General features: G+C 65.5%; 16 protein-coding genes and 3 tRNA genes. 5 read left to right on the top strand and 14 right to left on the bottom strand.

The genetic code is table 11. The features are described from left to right. Positions 1–61 precede the first annotated feature (61 nt). On the bottom strand, positions 62–1711 hold the full coding sequence (locus ACLIIZ_RS04340; protein WP_416690966.1) for a cobaltochelatase CobT-related protein: 1650 nt from the start codon (positions 1709–1711) through the stop codon (positions 62–64). Continuing rightward, entirely contained in the window at positions 1620–2618 is a 999-nt protein-coding gene (locus ACLIIZ_RS04335) for an AAA family ATPase (RefSeq protein ID WP_416690965.1), read from the bottom strand. The genes ACLIIZ_RS04340 and ACLIIZ_RS04335 overlap by 92 nt, the downstream gene beginning before the upstream one ends. Positions 2619–2971: 353 nt before the next feature. Here ACLIIZ_RS04335 and msrA point away from each other — a divergent pair, with 353 nt between their 5' ends. The 3 genes from msrA (at position 2972) to ACLIIZ_RS04320 (ending at position 6757) form a co-directional block, all read left to right on the top strand. Then, positions 2972–4327: a peptide-methionine (S)-S-oxide reductase MsrA gene (gene msrA, locus ACLIIZ_RS04330; RefSeq protein ID WP_416690964.1), complete on the top strand. Its 1356-nt coding sequence runs from the start codon at positions 2972–2974 to the stop codon at positions 4325–4327. Between the two features lie 66 nt (positions 4328–4393). Then, positions 4394–5362, top strand: coding sequence for a selenoneine biosynthesis selenosugar synthase SenB (gene senB / locus ACLIIZ_RS04325; RefSeq protein WP_416690963.1), 969 nt, complete (start codon positions 4394–4396; stop codon positions 5360–5362). A gap of 78 nt (positions 5363–5440) precedes the next feature. After that, a complete protein-coding gene (locus ACLIIZ_RS04320) occupies positions 5441–6757 on the top strand; it encodes an NAD(P)H-dependent oxidoreductase (RefSeq protein ID WP_416690962.1) in 1317 nt (438 codons plus the stop codon). Between the two features lies 1 nt (position 6758). Here the strand turns inward: ACLIIZ_RS04320 and ACLIIZ_RS04315 are convergent, their stop codons facing one another. From ACLIIZ_RS04315 to ACLIIZ_RS04265, 11 genes are all read right to left on the bottom strand, one after another. Further along, entirely contained in the window at positions 6759–6959 is a 201-nt protein-coding gene (locus ACLIIZ_RS04315; protein WP_374327886.1) for a hypothetical protein, read from the bottom strand. A 173-nt stretch (positions 6960–7132) separates the two neighbouring features. Further along, positions 7133–7606: a hypothetical protein gene (locus ACLIIZ_RS04310; RefSeq protein ID WP_416690961.1), complete on the bottom strand. Its 474-nt coding sequence runs from the start codon at positions 7604–7606 to the stop codon at positions 7133–7135. Positions 7607–7634: 28 nt separating this feature from the next. After that, positions 7635–10574: a hybrid sensor histidine kinase/response regulator gene (locus ACLIIZ_RS04305; protein ID WP_416690960.1), complete on the bottom strand. Its 2940-nt coding sequence runs from the start codon at positions 10572–10574 to the stop codon at positions 7635–7637. 7 nt (positions 10575–10581) lie between these two features. Next, positions 10582–11205 (bottom strand): histidine phosphatase family protein, encoded by a 624-nt coding sequence (locus ACLIIZ_RS04300; protein WP_416690959.1) that lies wholly within the window; start codon positions 11203–11205, stop codon positions 10582–10584. A gap of 109 nt (positions 11206–11314) precedes the next feature. Then, a complete protein-coding gene (locus tag ACLIIZ_RS04295) occupies positions 11315–12778 on the bottom strand; it encodes a protein adenylyltransferase SelO (RefSeq protein WP_416690958.1) in 1464 nt (487 codons plus the stop codon). Positions 12779–12850: 72 nt separating this feature from the next. Next, the gene (locus ACLIIZ_RS04290; protein ID WP_416690957.1) at positions 12851–13210 is read right to left on the bottom strand and encodes a NifB/NifX family molybdenum-iron cluster-binding protein; all 360 of its coding nucleotides are present in this window, start codon (positions 13208–13210) and stop codon (positions 12851–12853) included. Positions 13211–13246: 36 nt separating this feature from the next. Then, the gene (locus tag ACLIIZ_RS04285) at positions 13247–13414 is read right to left on the bottom strand and encodes a hypothetical protein (RefSeq protein ID WP_416690956.1); all 168 of its coding nucleotides are present in this window, start codon (positions 13412–13414) and stop codon (positions 13247–13249) included. Positions 13415–13846: 432 nt separating this feature from the next. Then, positions 13847–13923 (bottom strand) — tRNA-Asp (locus tag ACLIIZ_RS04280). A 140-nt stretch (positions 13924–14063) separates the two neighbouring features. Next, positions 14064–15353 (bottom strand): M23 family metallopeptidase, encoded by a 1290-nt coding sequence (locus ACLIIZ_RS04275; protein ID WP_416690955.1) that lies wholly within the window; start codon positions 15351–15353, stop codon positions 14064–14066. 168 nt (positions 15354–15521) lie between these two features. Continuing rightward, positions 15522–15597: transfer RNA gene (locus ACLIIZ_RS04270), tRNA-Glu, on the bottom strand. 28 nt (positions 15598–15625) lie between these two features. Further along, positions 15626–15701 (bottom strand) — tRNA-Ala (locus tag ACLIIZ_RS04265). A gap of 292 nt (positions 15702–15993) precedes the next feature. Here ACLIIZ_RS04265 and ACLIIZ_RS04260 point away from each other — a divergent pair. After that, complete coding sequence (locus tag ACLIIZ_RS04260; protein ID WP_416690954.1) at positions 15994–17175, top strand: nucleotide sugar dehydrogenase; 1182 nt, start codon at positions 15994–15996, stop codon at positions 17173–17175. A gap of 48 nt (positions 17176–17223) precedes the next feature. Beyond that, positions 17224–18327 carry a sugar phosphate nucleotidyltransferase gene (locus ACLIIZ_RS04255; protein ID WP_416690953.1) on the top strand — a complete coding sequence of 368 codons (1104 nt, stop codon included), beginning with the start codon at positions 17224–17226 and terminating at the stop codon, positions 18325–18327. Positions 18328–18336: 9 nt separating this feature from the next. On the opposite strand, the gene parC is transcribed toward ACLIIZ_RS04255, so the two are convergent. Then, positions 18337–20727 (bottom strand): DNA topoisomerase IV subunit A, encoded by a 2391-nt coding sequence (parC, locus tag ACLIIZ_RS04250; RefSeq protein WP_416690952.1) that lies wholly within the window; start codon positions 20725–20727, stop codon positions 18337–18339. Between the last annotated feature and the right edge of the window lie 139 nt (positions 20728–20866).

The raw sequence follows: 20866 nt of genomic DNA, 5'->3' as shown, positions 1-20866 counted from the left end.
GGGTGATGGTTTCTGGCAGCGGGACGGTGTTCTTTGCATCAGCGGCTGTTATCCGGGAGCTTCAGTCCAGCCATGCGCCCAGATGGTTGGCAAGTGTTGTGCCCAAGTCATCGACCTGGCGCAGGCTGATTGAATTCCGGTAGTAACGGCCAATCTGATGGCCGATGCCGATGGCTCGCAATTGGATATCGGTGTTTTTTTCCACCCAGGAAATGACTTGCTGCAGATGCTGGTCCAGATAACTGCGGGGGTTGGCCGTCAGCGTGGCTTTATCCATTGGAGCACCATCGCTGACGACGATAAGCAGGCGGCGTGTTTCCGCCCTTCCTGTCAGGCGCTGGCAGGCCCACCACAGGGCCTCTCCATCGATGTTTTCCTTGAGCAAGTCTTCTTTCAACATCAACCCCAGGCTCAGTCGCGCACGTCGCCAAGGCGTATCCATGGATTTGTAGACGATGTGGCGCAACGAGTTGAGGCGACCGGGGCTGGGAGGACTGCCCGCCTGGGTCCAGCGTTCCGCGGGGGGGCCGCCTTCCCAAGCTGCAGTGGTGAAACCCAATATTTCCACCTTGACGCCGCAGCGTTCCAGCGCGCGGGCCAGGATGTCGGCGCAGAGCGCGGCGACGGTGATGGGATGGCCGCGCATGGAGCCAGAGTTGTCAAACAGCAGGGTGACGCAGGTTTGGGGGAACAGCCCGTCTTCCTCGATCCGGAATATCTCGGTTCGGTTGGGGTCGGCCACCAGACGGGCCAGACGGCTGGCGTCGAGCAGCCCCTCTTCCTGATCCAGCGACCAGTTGCGGCGTTGGCGTGCGAGCAGCAGGCGCTGCAACCTGTGGGCAAGCCGGGTTACCAGCCCGCGATAAGGCAGTAGTTCCCCATCGAGACGCAGACGCAAACGATTCAGTTCTGCAGCGTCGACGAGCTCGCGGGCATCTACCACACGGTCATGGGACGAGTCGTAAACCTGGTAGTCGCGCATCAGAACCTCGGGTAGAGGTGGCGGTGCGGTGCCGGGGATGCTGTCCCGGGGCGACTCGGCGACCTGAGGCTCGCCGTCCGAATCTTCCTCATTGCCTTCAACCTGGCTGTTTTCCCCGGAAAACCCCTCATCTGCAGCGGGGACGGAATTCGGGTCTGGTCCGGACGGATCCAGGCTGGATGTGGCGGGAAATTTTTTTTCCAGTGCCAGGGCCAGGCTGCTGGCCCGATTGGCGAATTCGATCGGGTCGTCGATGTACCGGGCAAGAAGGCTCAATGCCTTGGCGACTTCCTCCGGGCAACTTGTCGATTGCCCAAGAAAAATGCCATAGGCCCAGGCCCGCAAGCGATCTCGCGGGTTTGCCGGAAGCGCCGGGCGCAAGGCCAGATTGCTGGCAATGCCGGCTAGCCAGCGTGCACCCAGTGCTTCGGCGCGCGCTTCTTCGAGAGCATCGAACAGGCTGCCACCCAGTGCTCGCGGTCGGTTTTGCCGAGCCGTCTCGGGCAGTCGATAGCGGATGTGGCAAGCGGTGGCATCGGCGTTGCCACGTAGCGCACAGTGACTGTCGACCAATACCAGGTCGGCTTGCCCAGCCAAGGTACGGGCACAGGCGGCGTTGAGTGCCTGCTGTCTTGCCTCAGTAGAAGCTGGCGTTTCCCGACTCAAGAGCGAGTTCCTGATCAAAACAGCGTTGGAAGTATTCGGCGACCAGTGGCTTTTCAGCGTCATCGCACTTGTTCAGGAAAGTGAGCCGGAAAGCAGTGCTCAGACTGCCGAAGATACGGGTGTTTTCGGCCCAGCTGATTACCGTGCGGGGCGACATCACCGTCGATAACTCGCCATGCATGAAACTGGTGCGGGTCAGGTCGGCCAGCGAGACCATGGCCGAGACCAGAGCACGATTTTCCGGTGTGGCGTATTCCGGCATCCTGGACAGGACGATTTCGACCTCCTTGTCATGGGCAAGGTAATTGAGCGTGGCGACGATGTGCCAGCGGTCGAGCTGGCCTTGATTGATCGGTTGGGTGCCGTGGTAAAGACCGCTGACATCGCCAAGGCCGACGGTATTGGCGGTGGCAAAGAGGCGGAAGGCCGGATGTGGGGTAATGACGCGGTTCTGGTCCAGCAAGGTGAGTTTTCCCTCCACCTCAAGCACGCGCTGGATGACGAACATCACGTCCGGGCGACCCGCGTCATATTCGTCGAAGATCAACGCGGTTGGGTGCTGCAAGGCCCAAGTAAGGATGCCGGGGCGGAACTCCGTGATCTGCTGGCCGTTGCTGACGACGATGGCGTCCTTGCCGACCAGGTCCATGCGCGATACGTGGCTATCCAGGTTGATCCGGAGGCACGGCCAGTTGAGCTGGGCCGCGACCTGCTCGATGTGGCTGGACTTGCCGGTACCGTGGTATCCCTGCAGCATGACTCGCCGGTTGTGGGTGAAGCCGGCAACAATGGCGAGGGTGGTTTCCGGATCGAATTGATAGCTGTCATCGCGCAGGGGAACGTGTTCCGATCTGGTGGAAAAGGCTGGAACCCTGAGGTCGGAATCGATCCCGAATGTGTCGCGGACAGACAGGGTGGTATCGGGCCCCGGCCAAAGGGGGGCGGCTGAAGCGTCTGCGGGAATGTTCATGGGGTGATTTGCGTCTGGGGCAACGTGTCTTGCCTCGTGCATAACTTTGTAAGCGGAGACCGCCAGCTTGCGATAAATTTTTCTGGCGCGCAATGCCGTCAATGTGTTCGTGCGAACAATTCGGCGATTGTCACTGGCTCGTCTCCGGGGAGGTTTGAATGAACCAATCGGGGAGCGATGGAAACCGGGTTGGCTGAAGTGTCAGCCAGACGGTCACGGCCAAACGCTGGCGCTTGTGTAAGAATCGCGCCGGCTGGCGCGACCAATGGAAACTACTCCTTCGTGGCCCGGTCCACGGAGAGGCGGAAGGCAATCCCGCCGCCATTGGTTGCCGCAGTCCGGAAGGTTTCGTCATGATTTCGCAAACACTTGTCTTCAACGGCATCACTTTCGCGCTGGCCGCCGCGCTGCTGGTCGGCGCCTGCGGCGATGCCACGTCCGCCGCCCAGGCGGTGAAGCCGAAAATGCCGGCGGTCACCGAGAGCATCGTCCTCGGCATGGGTTGTTTCTGGGGCGCCGAAAAGCGGATGGCGGCGCTGCCCGGCGTTGTCGATGTCGAGAGCGGTTACGCCAACGGCGAGGTCGATGGCACTTATGAGGCCGTGCTGGCGCAGGAAAAGTTGCGCCAGTGGGGACGTTCGGCCAAGCGCAACCACGCCGAGGTGGTCAAGGTGACTTTTGACCCGGCCAAGACCGACCTGGAAAAGGTGCTGATCCAGTTCTGGGAAAGCCACGACCCGACCCAGGGCGACCGTCAGGGCAACGACGTCGGCAGCAACTACCGCAGCGCGGTCTATACGCAGAACGACGTCCAGCAGGCGCTGGCGCTGAAGACGCGCGATGTCTACCAGAAGGCTTTGCAGGCGGCCGGGCGTGGGGCGATCACCACCGAGATCGCGCCGCTGCAGAAGTACTACAGCGCCGAGGAATACCACCAGGATTACCTGGTCAAGAACCCGAACGGTTACTGCGGGCTGGGCGGTACCGGGGTCAAGTATCCGCAGGCCGGCGTTGCCGCGACGACGCCGATGCCGGCGGCCGCCGCCCAGGCGCCCCGGCTGGACGCGGCGAAGCTCGATTTCCAGCGCCAGTTGATCGTCTTCGAAGCCGAGGACTGCGCCTACTGCCGCAAGTTCAAGGCCGAAGTGCTCGACCGCTGGCAATCGCCGGTCGCCATCGCGCGCACGCTCAATCCGCAGCCGCCGGTCGGCTGGACGCTGGAGAAGGCATTGTTCGCGACGCCGACCATCGTCCTCTTCGAGAAGGGCAAGGAAGTGTCGCGCTATACCGGCTACAACGGCGACCAGGAACGCTTCTGGAAATGGCTGGGCTTCCACCTGCTGACGCCGGCGCAGCAGAAGATCGCCTTCGAGCAGGGGACCGAGTATCCGGGTACCGGTTCGCACCTCGACGAGAAGCGGCCCGGCACCTTCGTCGATCCGATCACCGGCGCCGCGTTGTTCCGCAGCGACACCAAGTTCGACAGCGGCACCGGCTGGCCCAGCTTCTTCAATCCGCTGCCCGGCGCGCTGACCGAGCATGTCGATGTCAGCCACGGCATGCGCCGGGTCGAGGTGCGCAGCGCCAGCTCCGGCATCCACCTCGGCCACGTCTTCGACGACGGCCCGCCGCCGACCGGCAAGCGCTACTGCATCAACGGCAACGTGCTGAAATTCGTTCCCGATCAGGTTAAGCAGGCGGGCAAGTAGGCGGGCGGCGGCTGCCGGGTAAGGCGAGCCGCTACAATGGGCGGCTTTCGTCCCGCGGTCCCGTCCATGAACCTCGTCATCGTCAGTCCTTTTCTCGGCGACGCCAACAACGGCAACTGGCGTACCGCCTGCCGCTGGCAGCGTCTGCTGGCCGGGGCAGGGCGCTTGCGCATCGTCCGCGATTGGCCGGATGCCGAAGCGGCCGCCGACCAGGCGATGATCGCCCTGCATGCCCGGCGTTCGGCGGCGGCCATTGCCGCCTGGCATGCTCGGCGCGGCAGTCACGGCCTGGCCGTGGTGCTGACCGGCACCGATCTGCACCGCGACATCGCCGTCGATCCCGCCGCCATCGCCTCGTTGTACGCCGCGCAGGCGCTGGTCGTCCTGCACGAGTGCGGCATCGCCAGCTTGCCGGCGGAAGTGCGTGGCAAGGCGCGGGTCATCCTGCAATCGGCGCCCGCCCGACGCACGCCGGCCAAGACCGGGCGCCATCTCAATGTCGTGGCGGTCGGCCATCTGCGCCCGGAAAAGTCCCCGGAGACACTGTTCGCCGCCGCCCGCCAACTGGCTGGAGCGCGCGATATCCACATCCGCCATCTCGGCGGCGTCCTCGATCCGGCGCTCGGTGCCGCCGCCGCGGCGACCATGGCCGACTGTCCCGCCTACCGCTGGCTCGGGGCGCAGCCCCATGCGGCGGCGCGGCGGGCGATCCAGCGGGCGCATCTGCTGGTCCATCCGAGCCGGATGGAAGGCGGCGCCAACGTCGTCATCGAAGCCATCACCTGCGGCACGCCGGTGCTCGCCTCGGCGGTGGACGGTAACATCGGCCTGCTCGGTGCCGATTATCCGGGCTATTTCCCCTGCGGCGACAGCGCCGCGCTGGCTGAATGCCTGCGCGAACTGCGGCGCAGCCAGGGTGCTGCCGACGGCCTGCTGGTCCGGCTGCGGGCCGCGGTGGCGGCACGCGCCGAACTTTTCCAGCCGTCGCGCGAGCAGGCGGCCTTGCGCGAACTGGTACACCAACTCGCCGCCTGATGCCTGGGGTATGCCCGGGGTATACATCGACGGTCGCCGGTGAAAGAATGCTGGCGTTATGTTCTTTCGCCGCCGCCCATGGATATCGTCATTCTTGATGGTTGCGCCGCCAGTCATCCGGTCAGCCAGCAACTGCGGCAACTGGTCGCCGGGCGCGCTCTTTCGGTCAGCCACTTCGCCCTGGCCGGCATCAATCTGGCGCCATGCACCGGCGATTTCGATTGCTGGACGCGCACCCCGGGCATTTGCCGCACCCGCGATGCGGCGCAGGAGATCGCCTGCGCCATGCGCAACGCTCGCCTGGTCATCTTCCTGTCGCCGGTCGTCTTTGGCGGTTACAGCGCCGATCTGAAAAAGGCCGTCGACCGCCTGATCGGCCTGGTGCATCCCTTCTTCACCAAGCGCGACGGCCTGACCCGGCATCGGCCGCGCTACCGGGATTACCCGCCGATGCTTTTCCTCGGCCTCAGCGACCGCAGCGACGACGCGACCTCGACGACTTTCCGCGAGTACGCCGGCGGTAACGCGATCAACCTGTTGGCTTCGCGCTATGTCTGCCGCATCGTCTCGCCGCAGGCCGACGACTGTCCTGCGCAACTCGCCGCCGCGCTGGACAGCGCGCTGGCCGCCGATGTCGGTGACGTCTTCCCGGCCCCCGCCGCCGACGCGCTCGCCGCAGTCTGCCGTGCCGATCCCGGGCCGCCGCTGGCGGCGCCGGCAACGGCGGCGATTTTCATCGGCAGCGCCCGACCCAAGGGCGGCAGCACCTCGGAAGCGCTGGCGCGCGGGCTGGCGGCGGCGCTGGAGGATAAGGGAACGCGTTGCACGCTGCTGCACGCAGCCGCCTTCATCAAGCCCGGTGCGGCCGCCGAGCGGGCGCTGGCAACAATGCTGGCGGCCGATCTGCTGGTCGTCTCAGCGCCGCTCTACGTCGATGGTTTGCCCTACCTGACGACCCGCGCCCTCGAACGCCTCGGTCGGCAACTCGCGGCGCTTGACGTTGGGCCGCGCCGTCTGGTCGGCATCCTCAACTGCGGCTACCCGGAAGCTGTCCATAACCGCAGCGCGCTGCGCCAGTTACGGCATTTTGCCGAACAGCACGGACTGGCTTGGGGCGGGGGACTGGCGCTCGGTGCCGGAGAAATCATCCATGGTCGGCCGATCGACGATCACCCGCTGCTGCTGCGCCGGCCGATCCGCGCCTTACGCCTGGCCGGTGCCGCGCTCGGCGCCGGGCTGCCGGTACCCGAACCGGCGATCCATCTGATGACCCGGCTGTTGGTGCCGGCCGGTTTGTTCCGCCGGCTGGCGGCTATCCGCTGGGTCAGGGATGCGCGCGCCAATCACTTGCCGCGCGCGGCACTCGATCTGCAGCCGCATTCCGGCACTACCTGAATCAGCCCGGATTGGTCGCGTAAGCGACACCGCCGGTCAGGCAGGCGTAGGTCGCAGGCAGGGCTCCGGGCAGCGACCAGCCGAACAACAGTTCCTCGGCATCGGCAACGCTGGCGCCGGAGCAGAGGATCTGTTCGGACAGGTGAGCGAAAGCGGCCAGCCGGATCCAGAACAGGGTTTCTTCGGTCAGTCGGGGGTCCATGATCATCTCCCGGGAAGCAGTGCGCACAATCATGCAACATCTGTTCCATCAGGAGTGATCGCAGCCACTAACGGAACACCAGGTCAAAACCGGCACAAGCCAGGTGCGTGGCCGGCGTTTATCGCCGCCTGGCGGTGCGTGGACCGGGCCTGTTCACCGCCGGTGGCGGGTGGCTAGCGCTTGCCGGCAGTCTGCTGGCGGGAAAGCGCGTGCGGGCGCCAGGTTTCGTGACAGGCCATGCAGGCGTCCATGATTTCCCGGTAGTCGGCGTAGGCTTGCGGCCACTGTCCCTGGCTGGCGGCGACCGACAGGCGCTCGGTCGCGCTGTGGAAGACCTTGTCGTAGGCGGGCATCACATTCTTGAAGGCTTCCCGCTGTTCCGGGACCATGGCGGCGCCGGGGCCCTGGGCCGGTGCCGGGTGAGCGTCAAGGAGATGGGCGCCGAGTACCGTCATTTCCTTGTTCTCGGCCAGGATGCCATCGAGGATCATCGACGTGGCGCGCTGCATGATCTGCATTAGCTGGGCAAAATTGATGTCGGCTTTGGCCTTGGCGGCAAAGGTGGCTGCGAAATCGTCATGGGCGGCCAGCCCCGGGCTGACGGTGATCAGGGCGGCGGCAAGCAGGGGAGGGAGGTGGCGATTCATGGTGTCTGTGTGATGAAAAAATAATTCATCATACCTCTCTTGCTAGATTAGCGTCTCCTTCTGTAGTGCTTTCGCGTTTGCCGGCGAGCGCCGAAACCATCATCGGTAGCTTGATTTCGAGCATGCTGAGGACGACTTCCGCTTCGTGAATCTCGCTGCGCCGCAGGGCTTGTTCGATGCGTTCGGCGAGATAGCGGATTTCGCCGGCGCCGAGGTTGGCGGCGGAACCCTTGAGGGCGTGGGCGAGTTGTTCGCCCTCGCGGAGCTGACCGGCGAGGATCAGTTCGCGCAGGCGGCTGGCATCGTCGGCGTGGGTGGCAATGAAGAGTTCGATGACCCGGCGGTAGGTGGCCAGCTTGCCGTGTACGGCGCGCAGCCCGGCGTCGACGTTGAGTCCTTCGATGCCGCCAAGCATCTGCTTGAGGCGGGCAATCTGATCCTGGACTTCGGGATCGGCGGCGCTGCTTGCGGCGGGAGCGGTCAGCGCTTGCGCCGGCAGCCAGCGCAGCATGGTGCTGTAGAGCTGCTCGGGATCGACCGGCTTCGCCACGTGGTCGGCCATGCCGGCATTGAGGCAGGCCTGGCGGTCTTCGGCGAAGGCATTGGCGGTCATTGCCAGGATCGGCGTTTCGCTGGCGCCGGGCAGGCGATGGATCTGGATGGTGGCGGCGATGCCGTCGAGACGCGGCATCTGCATGTCCATCAGGATCAAGTCGTAGGTGTTTTTCCTGGCCAGTTCGACAGCAGCCAGGCCATCCTCGGCGAGGTCGACGGCGAGGCCGACCTCACGCAGCAATTCGAGTGCGACCTCCTGGTTGATCGGGTTGTCTTCCGCCAGCAGCACGCGGCGTCCCCGCAAACGGCCAAGATCGAGTGCGCTGACCGGCAGCGGCTGGGTGGTCGCTTCGCCGCTCAAGGATTCGAGGATCGCGTCGTGCAAGGTTGAAGGGGTGACCGGCTTGCTCAGGCTGAGGCGGATGCCGGCATCGTGCAGTTGATCGGCCGGTTCGTCGCGGCCGTAAGCGGTGACCAGGATCATCAACGGCGGGCGCGGCAGATGCAGCGCCTGGATCTGTCGTGCCGTCTCGATGCCGTCGAGGCCGGGCATTTTCCAGTCAAGCAGGACGAGGTCGAAGGGCTGGCCGCGTTGTGCGGCGGCGGCGACTTGCTGGATCGCCTGCTGGCCGCCGCTGACGCTGGCGCCCTGCAACTGCAGCATGAGCAGCATGTCGACCAGCGCGTCGCGCGCTTCGTCGAGGTCGTCGACAACGAGGACGCGCAGGCGGCGCTCGATGCCGCGGCCCGCTTGGATTTGCGCAGCCGGACTCCGGGCGGGCTGGAAGGGAATCTCCGCCCAGAAGGTGCTGCCCTGGTCCGGCGCGCTGGTGACGCCGACGCGGCCGCCCATCAATTCGGCGAGACGCCGGGAAATGGCCAGACCGAGACCGGTGCCGCCGAAGTTGCGGGTGGTCGACAGGTCGGCCTGCTCGAAGGGTTGGAACAGGCGCGACTGCTGCTCCGGGGTGATGCCGATGCCGGTGTCGCTGATTTCGAAGCGGATGCGAATTTCCTCCGGCCGCGGAGTATCGACCTTGCGGGCGCGCAGGCTGACGACGCCGTGCTCGGTGAACTTGACCGCGTTGTTGGCGAAGTTGAGCAGGATCTGGCCGAGCCGCATGCGGTCGCCGCAGAGCATCATCGGCAGTGCCGGATCGATGCGGGTGACGACTTCCAGATTCTTGTCCGCCGCCTTGTCGCCGATCAGCACGTGGATGCTGCGGAACAGGCCGTCGAGGTCGAAGTCGGCGTTTTCCAGGGCGAGCTTGCCGGATTCGATCTTCGAGAAATCGAGGATGTCGTTGATGATGCCCAAGAGGTGCTGGGCGGCGTCGCCGATCTTGTCGAGGTGTTCGAACTGCCGCGGCAGCACCGCGTCACGCCGCATCAGGTGGGTGAGGCCGAGAATGGCGTTCATCGGCGTCCGGATTTCGTGCGACATGTTGGCCAGGAAGGCGCTCTTCGCGCGGTTGGCGGTTTCGGCAGCGAGCCGCGCCTGGTTCACTTCGGCGGTGCGCTGTTCGACCAGGCTTTCCAGATTTTGCTGGTAGTCACGCAGTTGTTTTTCGGCGTCGTGGCGGTCGAGCAGGGCCTGACGGAAATCGAGAACGGCCGCCGCCAGCGGCGCGATTTCGCCGTGCTTGCGGCGTGCCAGGCGTTCGATTTCTGGTAGCGGCGCCGGGCTTTCGCGGCTCGCGGCGAGGCTCATCATGCCCTCGGCGAGCAGCGACATCCGGCGGCTGAAGTAGTTGGCGATCAGCAGCGCCAGCGCCAGCATGGCGAGCATGCCGGCGATGACGGTCAGGCGGACGCTGGCGAAGTGTCTGGCGAAGGCGCTGGTGGCCGCCTCGTTGCGTGCCTCGACGCGTTTGCCGAGGACGAGGGCGAGGTGGTGAGCATGTTCGGCAAAGGCGATGAAATGGGCGCGCGCCTGGTCGATGTGGCGGCTGGCGGTGCCGGGATCGATGGCGGCGATGTCGGAGGCCATCACCACGTAATTGCGGTAGCCCTGAAAGTCCTCGATCAGGGCCTGCGCCTCGCGCTCCGGAATCACCAGGCGCCGCGTGTGTTCGGCGAGGTCGGTGACGCGGCGGTCGAGCGCCGCCATCTGGTCGACCAGGCTGGCATGGCTGCGGTAGAGAGCCGCTTCGGCCATTTTGCCGTCGCGGGCGAGGCCGAGGGTTTCGCTGACTTTCAGTTGCTTGGCGGCGAGCGTTTCGCTGAGCGCGGTGGCTTCGTTGAGCAGGGCCAGCAGTTCGCGCTGTTCGGCGTTGTCGTCGGCCTGCTGCTGCTTCAGGCTGTACACCGTGCTCAGGTTGAAGATCATCGCGCTGCCGCCGACCAGCAACAGCGGCAGCAGGATGATCAGGGTCAGGGTGCGCCGACCGCCGCGACGGAGGAAGTTTTCCATCGCCGCATCACTTGAGCAGGCCGGGCCAGTCGGCCGGGTGGATGCTGGCGGCGTATTCGTAACCGGCGTTGCCGGTTTGCCGGAAGACGACGATGGTGCCTTCTGGTTTGACGAAGAAGCCGATCAGATCGTCGAGATTGGGGGCGTGGGCGATGATCAGCGTGTTGCCGCCGGCTTTCACCGGTTCGGCAAGCAGCTTTTTCAGGGCGGCGATCCGCGGCTGCTTTTGCTCGCTGGTCATGTTGGCCGAATACATCAGCGGTTCGCTGATTTCGAACGCTTCGCCGATTGCCAGTTGGGCCGATTCCCGGGTGCGGCACATCGGACTGACCAGCACGCGGTTGAGTGGCAACTTCGCGCTGCGCAGATGGCGGCCGATGTCGCGCATCAGTTGGCGGCCGGCGTCGGAAAGCAGGCGCTGGGTCGAGCAGTCGCTGAGATCCACCGCCGGAAAACGGTCGGCGTGGCTGTTGTCGGTATTGCCGTGACGCATGTAGAGGACGAAACCGCCGCTGCGGATCTGCTCGAAGAGTTCGCGGGTGATCGGTTGTTCGATGAAGGTCGGGGTATCGGCTGCGGCGACGGACAGCGAAAGCAGGATGCCGGACAACAGGCAAGTCAAGGTCTTCATGAATTTGCCTCCGCGGGGGTTTTTGTAAAGTTTTGTACATTAAAGCACAGCAAATGCTTATACGCGAGCGGTTTATGCGTTCGTAATTCCCCTGGCCGGGTCGGGATTTTCAGGTGCCGCAGAAAGTCCGGTAGCTGTCGCTGAAGGCGGCGGGCGCCGGGGTGGCGTAGGCGGCGGCTGCAGGGCGGGCGTCGAACGGGGCGCGGACGACCTCGCGCAGGCGTTCGAACGGGGCGAAGTCGTTGCCGTCTACGGCGGCGTCGAGGGCGGCCTCGACCTGATGGTTGCGCGCGATGTACAGCGGGTTGGCGGTCCGCATCGCCGCCAGCAGCCCCGGCGGGCGCTGCGGCTGGCGGGCTTGCCAGCGGGCGAGCCAGGCGGTAAAGCGCGCTTCGCCAGCGATCAGGTCCGGCGTGCTGCCGGTGGCAAGCTCATAAAGCGCACGGAAGGCGAGGGTGAAATCGTTCTTGCCGGCTTGCAGCAGGGCGAGGAAATCCTCGATCAGGCGGCGGTCATCGGCGGCGTCGCCGCGCTCGTCGATCCCCAGCTTGGCCCGGAAGACGTCCAGCCAGGCGGCGGCGTGGCGGTCCGGGAAGGCCGCGATGATATCCGTGGCAATGGCGACGGCCCGCTCCTGCTCGGCGTCGAGCAGTGGCAGCAGGGTTTCGGCGAAGCGAGCGAGGTTCCACTGCGCGATCGCCGCCTGGCGGCCGTAGGCGTAGCGGCCTTGGTGGTCGATCGAACTGAAGACGGCGGCCGGGTCGTAGGCTTCGAGAAAGGCGCAGGGGCCGTAGTCGATCGTCTCGCCGGAGATCGTCATGTTGTCGGTGTTCATCACGCCGTGGATGAAGCCGACGCCGAGCCAGCGCGCGACCAGTTCGGCTTGCCGTTCGGCGACCGCCTGCAGCAGGTCGCGGTAGGGTTGGCCGGAGCTTTCCCGGGGCCCGCCATGGCGGGCGATCACGTAATCGGCCAAGCGTCTGACCGCCACTTCGCCAAAATGCTGGGCCAGGAACTCGAAGGTGCCGACGCGCACGTGGCTGGCGGCGACGCGGGTCAGCACGGCGCCGGGCAGCGCCCGTTCGCGGCGCACCGGATCGCCGGTGGCGACGACGGCGACGGCGCGCGTCGTGGGAATGCCCAGCGCGTGCATCGCCTCGCCGATCAGCGCCTCGCGCAGCGCCGGACCGAGCGCGCACTTGCCGTCGCCGCCGCGCGAGAACGGCGTGCGCCCGGAACCCTTGAAAGCGATGTCGCGCCGGCGCCCCGCGCGGTCGATGACTTCGCCCAGCAACAACGCGCGGCCGTCGCCCAGTTGCGGCGAGAAACCGCCGAACTGGTGGCCGGCGTAAGCCTGGGCGACCGGCTCGGCGCCTTGCGGGACGCGGTTGCCGACCAGCGCGGCGACGCCGTCTTCGCTCGCCAGCGCCGCCGGGTCGGCGCCCAGTTCGCGCGCCAGCTCGCGGTTCAGGAAACGCAGCGTCGGTCGCGAGGCGGCCGCCGGCGGCCAGCGGACGCAGAAATCGGCAAGGTCGCGGGCATAGCTGTTGTCGAAGGTGAACAGGTCGGGCATGGACGGCATCCGGAAGGCGGCGCCGGTTCGACCGGGCGCCGCCGCCTTGGTTCCGCTTGCCGGCGCCGGCGATCAGCCGGCCCTGGCGCCGCCATCCAGCCACGAACGGATCGATTCCTCGATCGCGCCATAGGGATAGTCGTCCACCGGCTCGATCCCGGCATCCGCCAGGCGCGATTTCGGGCCGTCGCCGATGCGAGCGGCGAACAGCGCGCGGCAATCGGCGAGGGCGCGCAGGATGACCTCGCGCTTGTCCTCGTCGCCGTGGCCGCCCTGGCAGTAATGTTCGACCAGACGCTTTTCGCAAAACACGGGTTGCCCCTGATCGATGAGGTAGATGCTGAATTCGTCGGCGTGGCCGAAGTGCAGGTCGATCTGGCTCTGGTTCTTGGTGGCGACGGCGACGCGAAGTTGCTCTGCGGGCGTGCTCATGGTTCGTTCTCCTGGGACGTGGGGGCTGCCGTCAGCTTACATGGGGGTGATGTCATACGCGGCATAGATGGCGTCCTGCGCCTTGCGGAAGTCTTCCGTCGCGAATTCGAATCCTTCCTGCTTCAGGAATTCCCGGCCGGCTTGACGAAAGGCATCATCGCCGCGCATGCGCTTGATGTAGGCGACAGCCGAGGCTACGGACATGCTAGTTCTTCGGTCCATACAGGTGGGTTGAAATCAGGTTTTGCTTTCCACGACAATGAAGCGCTGGCGCAGCCAGGCGCTGAACAGGTTGAGCCGGTTGTTGGATGGCGCTGGGGGCGAGTTGTTCGAGCGTCTCGGCGCATAATTTGCCGAGAATTTTGGTGGAGTGGAGGGTCGGCGCGGCGACGAAGATGACGCCCCAGACCCAGCCGGGCACCGAGCGCAGGATGTTGAGGAAGAAGACGGTTGAAGCGGGATTGGTTGCGGCCTTCTCAGGGGGGAAGGCGTGGGGGAGAGGGAAAACCTGCAGGAAATCCCCGGGTGGGGGGGCTTGAGCAGTCGCTTCCGACTGCGCCTTGTACCCTGTTGTTGTACCCCTTTATTCGCCAGGGTGTCTGATTGTTCAATGCAATCAGGCACCTGGGAATAAATTGGCGGAGTGGACGGGGCTCGAACCCGCGACCCCCGGCGTGACAGGCCGGTATTCTAACCAACTGAACTACCACTCCGCGCTAAACCTTGGCTTGCTGAAATGCCGGCTATGAAACCGGGCTTCGGCTGGGATACGCCGTGCAGCAACCGAAGCCGCGCATTATAGTGAACTCCGACGGGAGGCGCAAGGCGCTTTTTCGATTTAAGCGTGTCGTGCTCACGGTTTCCCTTGCCAGCTAGGGTCGATGGTCAGTTGCAGCGCATTATCCTGTTCCAGTCGCGCGAGCAGGGCACGGGCCTGCTGGGTGAATTGCGGAAGCTGTGCGGCGTCGAGCTTCTTGCCGGGGAGGAATTTTTCGCTCAGGGGATTGACGAAGTCGTTGCCGTGTTTCACCCGGTAGTCGAGGTGCGGGCCGGTGGAGATGCCGGTCGAGCCGACCAGGCCGATGATCTGTTTCTGCTCGACGCGCGCGCCGCGGCGGATGCCCTTGCCGAGGCGCGACAGGTGGTTGTAGTAGGTTTCGTAGCCGGCGCGGTGGCGCACCCTGACCTGGATGCCGTTGCCGCCGTTGCGGCCGGCGAAGCTCACCACGCCATCGGCAACCGCCCATACCGGCGTGCCGATCGGCGCCGCGTAATCGATCGCCAGGTGCGGCCTGACGCCGCCGAGCACCGGGTGCGGGCGACGGTAGGTAAAGCCGGAGCTGATGCGGGAGAATTCCAGTGGCGAGCGCAGGAACATCTTTTTCAGCGAATTGCCTTGCGCGTCGTAATAGCTCAGCCGTTCCGGGGCGCCGCCCAGGGTGGCAAAGCCGATGCCGGTCAGTGTCTGTTCGCCGCTGACGTACTGGGCCGCCAGGATGCGTCCGAAATCGACCGGCACGCCATCAGCGTAGCGTGTTTCGATCAGGATGTTGAAGCGGTCGCCGGGCTGCGTGTCGGCGGTGAAGTCGAACTCGGATTCGAAAATCTGCACCAGGTCGAGCAAGGCCGAGGGGGCGATGGCGCCGCTCTCGACAGCGTCCCAGAGCGAATTCTTCACTTCTCCCTGGCGCATTTCGACCCGGATTTCCGGTTTGGTCGTGCTGCGTTCGACTTTCCAGCGGCCGTCGCGGTTGATCGCCTTGAAGCGTAGCCAGGCGCTTGGTGCATGGACCAACATGGTCGGTCGGGCATCGTCGTCGCGATGCAACAGGAAAGAGTCGCCCGGTCGCAGCGAGCGCAGGTTGGCGCCGGCGGCTTCGAGCGCGGCGGTGATCTCGTAGGCCGTGTCGGAAGGGATGTCGTGGCGTAGCAAGGCGGCGACCATCGTGTCGCCATCGCCGAGCTTGATCGTCTGCCCCGGTGCCTGGTCCGGTGTTGTTACATTGGCTGGCGCTGCGGTCGTGGCAGCTTTCGCATCATGCGGGCTGGGGGTGCCGGTTGTCCAGAGCAGCCAGCCGAGCAGGGCGGCAGTTGCGGTGAGGATGGCGGTCGTGCGCAGCAAGGCGCGCGAATTTTGGATCATTGCTTGTCACTTTCTCGCGTCGGGCGATACTCGGGAAGGCAGAAATGAGCGCAAATCACTCGCGGCGAGTCATGCCCGCTGGCTTTGTTTCGAGAGAAGAGGCTCTTTTCGGCATCCGGAAGAAAAGGTGCCTGAGCATGGTCCTGAGTCAGATACTTTGCCTGACCTTGGCGTCCCCACGGGGATTCGAACCCCGGTTACCGCCGTGAAAGGGCGGTGTCCTAGGCCTCTAGACGATGGGGACCTGGACTGATTTGTAGTGATTCGGTGCCTGGTGGAGGTAAGCGGGATCGAACCGCTGACCTCTTGCATGCCATGCAAGCGCTCTCCCAGCTGAGCTATACCCCCAGTTCCGAGAGACAGCCGAATCATTTTCCAATCTGCCGCCGTGGCAACAAACCGGAAATACAACAAAACCTGGCCTGGAGCGGCGAACCGTATTGGCGCTTTGTTTTTGCTGCCCGGTTGCTGTCTCCAGCGCGGCGCGAACTATAGCACAGCTTTTTCGGGCTTGGGTAGGGGCGCGGCAATTTCATTTGCCGGTGCGCCATCATCTGCCTGCAACATCCGCTCGCTACGCTGCCTGCCATCCTGCCAACAAGCAGACCCCGAGGAAAAATCGATTGCAAAGTGAGCGTGCATGAAAATCGCCATTGCCGGTACCGGCTATGTCGGACTGTCCAACGCCGTGCTCCTGGCGCGGCACAACGAGGTGGTCGCTCTCGACATCGTTGCCGAGAAGGTGGAGATGATCAACCGGCGTCAGTCGCCGATCGCCGATCCCGACATCGAAGCCCATTTCGCCGGTGAAACGCTGAACCTGCGCGCCACGCTCGACAAGCACGACGCCTACGCGGGGGCCGCCTACGTCATCATCGCGACGCCGACCGATTACGATCCGGAAAGCAATTACTTCAACACCGCCTCGGTCGAGGCGGTGATCCGCGATGTCGTCGCGATCAATCCCGATGCCGTGATGGTGATCAAGTCCACCGTCCCCGTCGGCTACACGCGCAAGGTCCGCGAGGCCTTCACCCTGGCTCTCGGGCGCGAGGCGCAGATCCTGTTCTCGCCCGAATTCCTGCGCGAAGGCCGGGCCCTGTACGACAACCTGTATCCGTCGCGCATCATCGTCGGCGAGCGCAGCCCGCGCGGCGAGGCGTTTGCCGGCCTGCTCAAGCAGGGCGCGCTGAAGCCTGAGGTTCCGGTGCTCTACACCGAGAGCACCGAGGCCGAGGCGGTCAAGCTCTTTTCCAATACCTATCTGGCGATGCGGGTCGCCTACTTCAACGAACTCGATACCTACGCCGCGACGCACGGTCTCGACACGCGGCAGATCATCGAAGGTGTCTGCCTCGACCCGCGCATCGGCAGCCATTACAACAATCCCTCCTTCGGCTACGGCGGTTACTGCCTGCCCAAGGACACCCGGCAACTGCTCGCCAACTATCGCGAGGTGCCGCAGAACCTGATCCGCGCCATCGTCGATGCCAACACGACGCGCAAGGATTTTGTCGCTTTCGAGATCATCCGCAAGAACCCGCGGGTGGTCGGCATCTACCGCCTGGTGATGAAGAGCGGCTCCGACAATTTCCGCGCTTCCAGCATCCAGGGAATCATGAAACGCTTGAAGGCGCGCGGGATCGAGGTGGTGGTCTTCGAGCCCGGTCTGAGCGACGACGAGTTCTACCGCTCGCGTGTGATCCGCGACCTCGCCGCCTTCAAGCAGCAGGCCGACCTGATCGTCGCCAACCGGATGAGCGACGAAATCAGCGACGTGGCGGCCAAGGTATATACCCGCGACCTGTTCGGTGGCGATTGATCGATCGCCCGGCGGTCGGCCCGGGCGTGACGGAGGAAGCAGGCAGCAATGGCCAAGGGAATGATTCTGGCGGCGGGGCAGGGAACGCGGGTGCGTCCGCTGACCAAGTCGATGCCGAAACCGATGGTGCCGATCCTCGGCAAACCGGTGATGGAGTACCTGATCGAGCACATGGCGCGCTACGGCGTGCGCGACGTCATGGTGAACGTCGCCTTCAACCATCGCAAGATCGAAAACTACTTCGGCGATGGCCGGCGTTGGGGCGTCAATCTCGGCTACTCGTTCGAAGGCGCGCGCGAACACGGGGAAATCGTCCCCAAGGCCATGGGCTCGGCCGGCGGCATGCGCAAGATCCAGGACTTCGGTGGCTTCTTCGACGAGACGACGTTGGTTATCTGCGGCGACGCGCTGGTTGATCTCGATATCGCGGCGGCGCTGCGCGAACATCACGAGAAGGGCGCGCTGGCCAGCGTGGTGACGCTGGAAGTGCCGCTGGCCGACGTGCCGAACTACGGCGTGGTGGTCGCCGACGACAACGGGCGGGTGCTCTCCTTCCAGGAAAAGCCGAAGCCGGCTGAGGCGAAGTCGCGCCTGGCGAGCACCGGCATCTACCTGTTCGAGCCGGCGGTGCTCGACCTGATTCCGCCCGGCGTGCCCTTCGACATCGGCAGCGAGCTGTTCCCGCTGTTGGTCGAGAAAGGCTTGCCCTTCTACGCCCAGCAGCGCCCTTTCAACTGGATCGACATCGGCCGCTTGAGCGATTACTGGGAGGTTTCGCAGCGCGTGCTGCGCGGCGAGGTCGAGCAGATGGAGATGCCGGGCGAGGAAGTTGCGCCCGGGGTCTGGGTCGGTCTCAACACCGCGGTGGCCTGGGAGAGTGCGAAGCTGGTCGGGCCGGTCTATCTCGGCTCCAACGTGCGCATCGATCCCGGCGTGTCGATCATCGGTCCAGCGTGGATCGGGCACGGCAGCCACATCCGCTCGGGAACGCGCATCGAGCGCTGCATCGTCTTCGAATACACGCGCATCGGCGACACGCAGCACCTGAGCGAGATGATCGTCTCGCCGCAATACTGCGTCGGTCGCGATGGCGTCGCGCACTACCTGGGCGAGGACGATTCGCCCTACCGCTGGGGCGACGCGCGCGGCTGAGGCGGCGCCTTACTTGCGCGTCGCGCGCAGCGGTTTGCCCTTGCCGCCGCGATTGCCGCGGCAGTTGTCCAGGCGTTCGCCCTTGAGTTTGCCGGCGACGCCGTCGACCACCGCTTCGATCGCCTCCAGCGCGGTCTTGCCGGGCGCCGCGTCGATCAGCTTGAGGCCGCGTCCTTTGCCGAGCAGGCGGAGTTCCTCGAGCGGGAAGACCAGGGCGCGACCGTCCTTGGTAAACACTGCGATGTCGCCGTCGGCCGGGGCGGGCTGGAAGATGGCCGGGGCTTCGCCGTCGTCGAGCGTCAGGAAGGCCTTGCCGGCCTTGCCGCGCGACAGCAGGTCCTCGCCCTTGACGCGGAAGCCGTAGCCGCCTTCGCCGGCCACCAGGTAGGTCTTGTCGGCCGAGACGGCCAGGGCGAGCACCAGCTTGCCGCCGTCCTGGAAGTCGGCGAGCGAGGTGGCGGGAACGCCGTCACCCTTGCCGCCGGGCAGGTCGGCGGCGGGGATCGAGTAGGCGCGGCCCTTGGTGTCGAGCAGGATCAGGTGGTTGAGCGTGCGGCAGGGCAGGCAGGCGAGCAGGCTGTCGCCGGAGCGGAAAGTCAGTTGCGCCGGATCGATGTTGTGGCCGGTGCGCGAGCGCAGCCAGCCGTGCCGGGAGACGATCAGCGTGGTCGGCTCGTCGGGGATCGAGACGTTCTTGGCGTCGGACAGGGTGACACGTTCGGCGGCTTCGATCAGGGTGCGGCGGTCGTCGCCGTACTTCTTGGCATCGGCCTCGATCTCGGCGGCGACGCAGTCGCGCAGCGCGCTTTCGGAGTCGAGCAGCTTGTTGAGACCGGCGGCTTCCTCGCGCAGTTTGGCGAGTTCCTCGCCGATCTTGATGCCTTCGAGGCGAGCCAGCTGGCGCAGGCGGATTTCAAGGATGTCTTCGGCCTGGATCTCGGACAGCTTGAAGGCGGCGATCAGATCGGCCTTGGGGTCGTCCGATTCGCGGATCACCTTGATCACCCGGTCGATGTCGAGCAGGATCGCCTGCCGGCCCTCGAGGATGTGGATGCGCCGTTCGGCGGCGGCCAGCCGGTGGCGGGTGCGCCGTTCGACGGTGCTCAGCCGGAAGCGGCACCATTCGGCGATCATGTCGTAGAGCGTGCCCTGGCGCGGCGCGCCGGTCAGGCCGAGCAGGGTCAGGTTGATCGAGGCGTTGGTTTCCAGGCTGGTGTGGGCGAGCAGCAGGCGGACCAGGTCGTCCTGGCCCTGGCGCGAGCTGGCCGGTTCGATGACCAGGCGGACGTCGTGTTCCTTGCCCGATTCGTCGCGCACGCCGCTTTCACCAATGGCCGAGAGGAAGGCCGCCTTGAGGTTGAGCTGTTCCGGGGTGAATACCTTCTTGCCGGCTTTTTCCTTGGCTACCGGGTTGGAGCAGGCTTCGATCTCCGACATCACGGTGGCGGTGGATACGCCGGGCGGCAGTTCGGTGACGACCAGGCGCCACTGGCCGCGCGCCAGCGCTTCGATCTTCCACTTGGCGCGCACGCGCAGGCTGCCGCGGCCGCTCCGGTAGGTGGCGGCGATTTCCTCGGGGCTCGAGATGATCTGCGCGCCGCCCGGGTAGTCGGGGCCGGGCACCAGGCGCAGGATTTCGTCCTCGCTGGTTTGCGGGTTGCGGATCAGCGCGACGGCAGCGGCGGCGATTTCGCGCAGGTTGTGAGCGGGGATTTCGGTGGCCATGCCGACGGCGATGCCGGAAGCGCCGTTCAGCAGGCAGAAGGGCAGGCGCGCCGGCAGCAGGCAGGGCTCGTCGTTGACGCCGTCGTAGTTCGGCTTCCAGTCGACGGTGCCTTCGTCGAGTTCGCCGAGCAGCAGTTCGGCGATCGGCGTCAGGCGGGCTTCGGTATAACGCATGGCGGCGGCGTTGTCGCCGTCGCGCGAGCCGAAGTTGCCCTGGCCGTCGACTACCGGGTAGCGCAGGCTCCAGTCCTGCGCCATGCGCACCATCGCGTCGTACACCGACGAGTCGCCGTGCGGGTGATATTTACCGATCACGTCACCGACGACGCGCGCCGACTTGACGTGCTTCGGGCTCTTGTACAGGCCCATCCGGTGCATCGCGTAGAGGATGCGCCGCTGCACCGGCTTCTGGCCGTCGGCGTTGGCCGGCAGGGCGCGGCCGGTGACCACGCTCATCGCGTATTCGAGGTAGCGTCGGGCAGCGTAGTCGGCCGGCGGCGGGATGTCTTCGGCCGGGCCTTGGGCGGCGGGCGGCAGCGGCGGTTGGTCGGCGTCGTCGCTGGCCGGCGGCGGGGCGGCCTCGGTCGCCACGGCTGCGGGGGCGATGGCTGGCGCGGCAGGGGTTTCGTCCGGCACGGCGGGGGTTTGGGAGAAGAGGTCGAATTGGTCGTTCATGGTGGCGACTGCAGGGATTCCGGTCGGGGGCGAATGTATCACGCGGGCTCGGCGCGTGGCGCTTGCGCGGGTCCTGTCTAGGTGAAATCCCCAGGTTTGCGCGCGCGCCGGGGCGCGTAGAATCCCGCCCCTTAAAATT

Source organism: Azonexus caeni, from assembly GCF_048146105.1.
GTDB classification, from domain to species: Bacteria; Pseudomonadota; Gammaproteobacteria; order Burkholderiales; family Rhodocyclaceae; genus Azonexus; species Azonexus aromaticus_B.
Note: the sequence above shows the minus strand (reverse complement) of the source record. Positions and strands in the feature narration are given on the sequence as shown.